The 6591-nt window shown below is 76.1% G+C and carries 4 protein-coding genes; all 4 read right to left on the bottom strand.

Annotation, left to right across the window (positions count from 1 at the left end):
* Nucleotides 1-725: Crp/Fnr family transcriptional regulator (locus EHS43_RS33535; protein WP_185806527.1), on the bottom strand; the 725-nt coding region annotated here is incomplete at its 3' end.
* Nucleotides 726-1036: 311 nt separating this feature from the next.
* Entirely contained in the window at nt 1037-2899 is a 1863-nt protein-coding gene (locus tag EHS43_RS33540) for a caspase family protein (RefSeq protein WP_185806528.1), read from the bottom strand.
* A 1-nt stretch (nt 2900) separates the two neighbouring features.
* On the bottom strand, nt 2901-4538 hold the full coding sequence (locus EHS43_RS33545; RefSeq protein ID WP_125194423.1) for a CHAT domain-containing protein: 1638 nt from the start codon (nt 4536-4538) through the stop codon (nt 2901-2903).
* Nucleotides 4480-6591 (bottom strand): hypothetical protein (locus EHS43_RS46785; protein ID WP_185806529.1); only part of this gene is annotated, 2112 nt, incomplete at its 5' end. The genes EHS43_RS33545 and EHS43_RS46785, both read right to left, overlap by 59 nt.

Consider the following 6591-nt stretch of genomic DNA (forward strand, 5'->3'; position numbering starts at 1 on the left):
TCGTCAGGCTCTGTCAGCAGCGCGGCCCGGCGCAGGCCAGGGAGGGACAGGACGGTGGTCCGGCCGTAGCCGACCTGGATGACTCCCTGTCCGGCCAGTTCGCCGAGCGCGTGGTGCACCCGGCGCTCCCTCGCCCCGACGAGCCCGGCGAGTTCCGCCTGGGTCAGCCGTGGCCCGATCAGCACGCCCCCCTGCTGTGGTTCGCCGTAGTCCTCCACCAGGTCGAGGAGGACGCGGGCGACCCGGGTCGCCACCGGACAGCCCCCGAAGTCGCCCCGTCGCCGCACCGACCACCTGTTCTTGCGCACGAGCATCCGGCTGACGGCCAGCGCCGCGGCCGGGCACCCGTCCAGGCACTCCAGGAAGTCCCGCTGTCCGATGCGCCGGGCGGTCACGGCCCCGGCCGCGGTGACACTGGCCGACCTGGGCCGGTTGTCGAAGGCGGCGAACTCCCCGACCAGATCCCCGCCGAGCCGGATGGCCAGCAGCGCGGTGTTCCCGTTCTCCGCGGTCGCGGTGACCTTGGTGACCCCGTCGAGGAGAAGCAGCACGAAGGTCTCCCGCATGCCCTCGATCAGGAGGTGCTCGCCCGCGTCGTACGAACGCGGTGTCCCCAGCGAGAGCAGCGTCCTGACGACGTCCGGGCAGTGCGCCAGCTCGGCCAGGAACGTGCCGTGCGACCACCGGTCGACAGCCCCGGGGCTCTCCGTCCGCCTCTGCGACATCGCGGCACCTCTCCAGAAAACCCGGCTTACTCGGGCATTGGCGACGTAACGCATCGTATCCGTCGGGCAGCGAACAGCCCCTCCTTTCGCCCAGGTTGGGGCGGGCAGAAGACAATCCCGCACGCGGAGGGCCGAGTTGTGGGATTCTCCGCCCGCATTCCGCAGTACTGCGGGGAGACGGCCGCCGCGTGTGCCGCACTCTGGCATCTCGGGGGACGACGCGGGGGCCCGGACCGTCACTGACGGCCGGGTCCCCGCAGCTCGCGTCCCCGCAGCCCGCGTCCCCGGCGCGCCGACGCAGGCCGAGGGGGTCACGCGCCGCCCCCGCGGGGCCGGGGCAGCGCGTCGGCGTGCACGGTCCACACCCGGTAGTGGAACTCCTCGTCCCCGTCCAGCCGTTGGTCCCGCACGGCGTCCCAGACCTCCTGGAGCAGTGCGCCCAGGGCGGGTGCGGCCGTGGGCGCGGACCGGTCGCGGGCCTCGCGCGAGGCGAGCGCGCCGAGGTCCATCCGGCGGTCGCCCGCGATCAGGTGGATCGTCTCCGGGCGGGGACCCGTCTCCGGTACGTCGGCGGGCCAGTACACCCGCACGGGGGCGGTCGCGCGGCGGCTGCCCGGCTCCACCCGGTAGCCGCTGGGCTGGTCGTTCGTCACCAGGGAGGTGCGGCCGCTCAGTCCGACCCCCAGCACCCAGAAGTACAGGGGCGTCCAGGAGCGGTTGTGCACCGTGACGCGGTAGAGGTCGCCGTCGTGCAGGCGCTCGCCCATGGGCCCGAGCGCCCGCCAGCCGCCGTCCCCCGTGGTCCGCCGGGCCTCGAACTGGACGTCCGCCGCGGCGTCGAGGCGGCTCGCGTCCTGCGGGTCGCGCAGCCACCGCACCCGCTCGCCCCTGGCCAGTTCGTCCACGAGCGCCAGCAGCCGGGAGGGGTCGGCGTACGCCGGGTCGGTCGGCCTGCGCACGGGCAGGCCCGCGCGGTCCAGCACCTCGGGTCGGCCGTCGCGGAGACGTACGACGGCGAAGGCCGTGTGCGCCTCGCGGGTCTCCGCGAGGCGTGGCGAGTGGGTGAGTTCCTCGCGCAGCGCGTCGGCGAACGGTCCGACGGCGTCGATCAGCACCTGCCGGCGGTCGTGCACCCGCACGGCCAGCGCGTACGAGCCCGGCGGCACCAGCGCGCCGGACAGCTCGTCCGCCTGCGAAACCGGCGTCGGCTTCGCCCGCAGCAGCGCGTCGCCCCCGCGCATCTCCTCCACGGTCGCCGGCACCGAGGTCCCGCCGTCCTCGCGGTGCGCGGTGTCGTCGGGGAACACCAGGCTGAGCTCGTCCTCGGCGCCGAGCCCGAACAGGGCACCGCCCGGCACCCGGAACCGGCCCTCCCGCCGCTCAAGGGGAAGCCGCTCCGGCTCGGAGGGTTCCTCCAGCGAGAACGGCAGCCGCCCCGAGGGCCCGCCCGCGTCGGGCCACTGGAGCACCTGCTGCTGCTTGATCCGGTCGCGGGCCCGGGCCACCACCGCGGCCCAGGGAATCGGACGGTCCGCGGTGGCCTCGAGCAGGTCGGCGAGGGCCGCGGTGAACACTCCCTGCCGACCGGCTCCGTACCGCAGTTCGGCCTCGTACGCCGAGCCGTGCTGCTCGCACGCCGTCAGCCGTACGACGTCCGGCACCAGCGGGTCGTCCGGGCCGGCCAGGAGCGCCGCGCGGGCGAGCGCCGCGTCCGGGGGGACGCGCGGCAGCTGTACGGACTTCAGCGCCCACCGGCCGGAGTCGTACGCCGCCTCCCGTACCGCGCCTCCCGAGTGGCAGCAGTCGAGGACACAGGTGACGTTGGGCGTGACCTCGGTGAGGGCGCGTACGGCGGCGGTGAGTTCCTCCGCCAGGTAGCCGCGGAAGTCGGTGAGGGTGCTCTCGCCCATGTCGACGGGCACCAGGTACTGCAGTCCGTCCGTCAGTCCGCCGTGCCCCGAGTAGTAGACGACGACCCCGTCCTCCGGCCGGACGGCGCGGCGCAGCCGGGCCATGCCCTCGATGATGCCCGCGTACCGGGCCCGCTCCCCGGTACGGACGTCCAGGTCGGTGAACCCGCGGTCCACGAGGACCCGGCGCATCAGTGCGACGTCGGCGTGCACGCCGGTCAGACCGTAGGTCTGGGCGCCGATCAGCAGGGCTCTCAAGGTCATCTCACACCCCCACATGGATGAAGGGCGCCCAGTGGTACGGGTGCCGCTCGGTCGCGGCAGGGCGCCGCACCGGTTCGCTGTCCCGCGACGGTCCGGGCGGCTCGCCGCAGAACCAGGAGCGGGACCAGGAGGAGGACCAGGAGCGGGCCCGGGCCCGTGGTCCCGGGTCGACCCCGGCCCGGCTCGCGAGGAGGCGGAACTCCTCCCCCCGTTCCGCACCGGACAGGGCGCGCACCTCGCGTTGCGCCAGGGCCAGCGCGTGGCCCACGTGCGCGGCCGGATGCCCGAGCAGGTGCCGGTACATCCTGGTGATCACCAGGCAGCCGACGCTGTCGTGCACCGGCCAGAGCGAGACCACCGTGTGCCGGGCACCGATGACCTGGGCGGCCCGGGTCAGCCCCAGGACGTCACCGCCCGCGGTGGCCCTGCCCCGCCCGGTGTCGCAGGCGGACAGCACGAGCAGCTGCGGGTCGCGCGCCGCGGACAGGAGGTCGGCGAGGCCGAGGAAGTCGTCGCCGGCCAGCGGCAACCGGCTGCGGTTCGGGGCGAGTTCGTCGATCAGGCCATGGGTGGCGAGGTGCAGTACGTCGTGGCCGGGGGCCGCCTCCACCACGGCGGCGCGAGTCGCCCGGGCGCCCGTCAGCAGCCGGCTGCCGGGCAGCAGCCGGGCGATCTCGGCGGTCTCGACGGCGGTGCCGGGAAGTTCCGGCAGGCCGTGGCGGGGGTCGCTCGCGGGGGCACCGACGAGGAGGGCCCCGAGTCCGCTCCACGGCCGGTCCGGTCGTCGGGCGTGGCGCCGCGTGAGCTGGGCCGCGGCGGGCAGGTACGACACCTCGTGGGTGGCCGCGAGGACGTCTCCGTCCCAGGGCAGCGCGTGGAACGGCAGCAGGGCGAGCGCCGCGGGCGGCACCACGATCACCCGCCGGAACTCCCGCAGGAGCGGCGCGAAGGGCCGCAGCAGCCAGTCGGCGAGTCGGCGCCCGTCGGCTTCCGCGGGTCCGCCGTACCCGGTGGCGGCGCACCAGTCGCGGTACCGGCGGGCCGTCGCCACGACGTGGTGGGCGAGCCGGTGCCGCCCGGGAGGGGCCGTCACCCGCTCGACCAGCAGCCTGTCGCGGGTCATGGCCCAGCCGACCAGCACGTCGTCGAAGAGGTGGTGGGCGAGCAGCACGGTGTCCGGGGGCAGCGCCTCGGCCACGGCCGCCGCGTCGGGCACCACGTCGTCGCCGACGGGCGCCAGGGCGGCCGGGACCCGTATCCGTACGGCCGTCTCGGCGGCGGCCAGCGCCTGGTCGACCGCCGCGATGCGGGCCCGCCGCTCGGCCGCCCGCGGCACCGCACCCCCGGACAGCCGCTCCCCCGTCTCCTCCGGCCGGCCGCCACGCGCACCGGAGGCCGCCGTGCGGCGGACGGCACCCAGGTGTTCCTCGAACTCCGCGGCCCAGCGGGCCTCGGCCGCGAGCCAGTTCCTGACCGCCGCACGGTCCTCCCGGTCCGTGCCCGCGGCGTCGAGGGCGCGGACAGCGCCGAGGAACCCCGCGCGAACGCGTTCGGCCCGGGTGAAGGCGGCGGCCGCCGCGTCACGACCACCGGGCAGCAGCAGGGAGAGGACGGCGGCGTGGTGGAGCCCGGCCGGCACCGGGTCGTCGGCGAAGGAGGCGCGCAGGGTGTCCCTGGCCAGCCTGCCCCCGGTGTTCCTCGTACCCGGCGAGCCCGCGCAGCGCCTGGTCGGCGGCGTCCGCGTGGGCGCCCTCGGCCAGGGCCAGGTCGGCGTGCAGGGCGGCGCGTTCCCAGGCGTGCTCCTGGTCGGGACCGGCGACGCCGAGGAGCGGAAGGTGCCTGCGTGCCCGTTCGGGCCGTCCCACCCGGACCCACAGGGCGGCCGCCTGGAGGGCGGTGAGCCGGGGCTCGACCGCGGCGGCCTCGGCACGGGCCGTCTCCCAGCGGCCGAGATCGGCGAGAGCGGCGCACCGGACGAGACCACGCAGGGGCTCCTGCGGGATCTGCCCGGCCCGTGCGAACGCTTCGTCGGCGAGCCGGTCCGCCTCCTCCTCAAGGCCCGCCGCACGCGACCGCCGGGACCGGAACAGGGCCTCCTGGGCCGGGCATGCCGCCAGATCGGAGCGGAGGGAGGCGAAGACGTCGGCCAACGGCCCGTCGGCGAGGGTGCCGAGGCCCGCCACCCGCAGTTCGCCGAGGCCGAGGGCGTGTGCGATGCGGGTGCGCGCGGCGGCCATCACGTCGGGGTCCCGCAGGGCGGAGGCCTGGTGGTGGAAGACCTGGGCCTCGCGGATGACCCCGAGGCAGTGCGCGAGGTCGGGCGGCTCGCCCCGGCCGGTGCGGCGCCGGATGTGGTCGAGGTGGTCCTGCTGCTCCAGGTCGCAGGTGACGAGCGCGGCCAACCGGTGCCGCGCCGCCGCGTAGGTGCCCGTCGGCAGCGGGGCGCCGGAGTGCGCGGTGCCGGCGTCCTGATCCGGGACGAGCAGCCGGGCCAGGGTGGTGGCACGGCCGCCGCGTACGACGTACCCCTGCGCGTTCCAGGACTCCGCCCGGGCCTGGACGAGGTGGGCCAGTCCCCGCGCCCACGACGTGCTGCCGACCGTGGTGGACCACACCACCACGGCCCTGGCGACCTCGGCCTCCTGCGGGGAATCGGTGTCACCGGCGATCAGGTCGAGCAGTTGATGGACCCGCAGCAGGGCCGCGCAGGCCTCGTCGCCGGCCTCGACCGCGGCGGTGAGCGACGCGGCCACGGTCGCACGGCACGCCGCGGTGTCGCCGCGCAGTCGGTGGACGTGCGCGAGACGCAGCAGCGCCGCGGCCTGTCCGCGCAGTGACTTCGCCTCCCGGTAGGCGGCTTCCGCGCACGAGTACCGCTGGGCGGCCGCGGCAAGCCCCGACGGGGTCGGTGCGTCCGGTGGGACGACGCACCGTTCCGCGGCGCCCGGAGGGCCCAGCTCCCAGTCGCCTTGCAGCAGTTCGGCCAGACCGACCAGGGCGGGATGCCGGTCGGCGGGCCGCAGTCCGGCGTTCAGCAGCGGGGTGGCGGCCTGCCGGGCGCCCGCCCTGACGCGCAGATCGGCCGCGAGCAGGAGATGGCAGGCCGCGCTCTCCTCGTGAGCGGCCTCGGCGATCGGTTCGTACAGGCCGTCGAACCACCTCAGCGGTTCCTCGACGCCCTCCGAGAAGTCCCACCCGGCGCCCTCGGGCCGCTCTCCGTACCGGGCCGCCTCGTCGAGTGCGGCCTCGCCCGTCGTCGCGTGCCCGAGTGTCGTCCGCGCGGCGAACAGGACGGGAAGGCACTGTCCGGCCAGGTGCGCGCACAGCCGCAGCCGCTCGTCGGCGACGGGCCCGGACACCGTGGTCGCGGCCTCGGCCCGCAGGGGTCCGAGGCATCCGCCGGGCCGCCCGTTCGTGTCCATGGCGTGTGCGGCGGCGCGCAGCGCGCGGGTGAGGGGGTGCGGTGCGGACGACGGCCCGTCCAGCACGGCGAGGGCCCGCTTCGGCTCCCCGGCGGTGAGCGCGGCCGCCGCAGCGAGCCAGGTGTCGAAGGGGCCCCGATCCTCACCCCCGGACGGATCCGACCCGGCCCACACCGCGGCGGGATCGACACCCCGCAACTCGGTGAGCAGCAGCGAGACCAGCCGGTCGACACGTGATCCGTCCCCCACGATCTCGGCCATGTTCGACCC

The sequence above is a fragment of the Streptomyces sp. RP5T genome, assembly GCF_003933965.1.
Lineage (GTDB): Bacteria > Actinomycetota > Actinomycetes > Streptomycetales > Streptomycetaceae > Streptomyces.